The organism is Streptomyces sp. NRRL B-24572, assembly GCF_002156145.1.
GTDB classification, from domain to species: Bacteria; Actinomycetota; Actinomycetes; order Streptomycetales; family Streptomycetaceae; genus Streptomyces; species Streptomyces vietnamensis.
This window is the reverse complement of the sequence record NZ_MWIG01000098.1, coordinates 254-704: the sequence shown is the minus strand read 5'-3', so window position 1 is coordinate 704 and position 451 is coordinate 254. Positions and strand designations below refer to the sequence as shown.

Sequence of the window (451 nt, the reverse complement as noted above, 5' to 3'; positions counted from 1 at the left end):
CGGGCGGCAGCCTGCGGACCAGGAGCAGCGCACCGAGCACGAAGGCGACGAGGACGGCTCCGTACCGGATCTGGAGGCCGGTCGTGTAGAGGCCGCTGTAGTGGTCGCGGCCGTCGCCGCCCGAGGCGTCCGGGACGTAGCCGGAGGCCTGCGCGCCGGAGTCGAGGAAGACCGGGGGGTCGTACGCCCAGGGGGTCACCCAGCGCTGGAGCTCGGCGACCGTCCCGGTGCCGAGTGTCCCGCCGCTGCCGGGCAGCTGCAGCGCATCGGCGCTGGATCCCGCCCACCACAGGAGTGCGGTGAGCAGCAGCCCGCCGATCAGCGCGGGTATCGCCGCGCGCCGGTATGTCATGTCGTCTCCCCCGTCGTGAACGTGCTGTCCTTGTAACCCTGTTGGAGACTAGGGCGCGGTGATCACACGTGGGGCACGGTCGCACGTCGGTTCGGCCGG

At 72.3% G+C, this 451-nt stretch carries 1 pseudogene; it reads right to left on the bottom strand.

Going from position 1 to position 451, the window contains the following annotated elements:
- Nucleotides 1–352: pseudogene (locus tag CCN56_RS06335) on the bottom strand (hypothetical protein); the annotation flags it as partial.
- Between the last annotated feature and the right edge of the window lie 99 nt (nucleotides 353–451).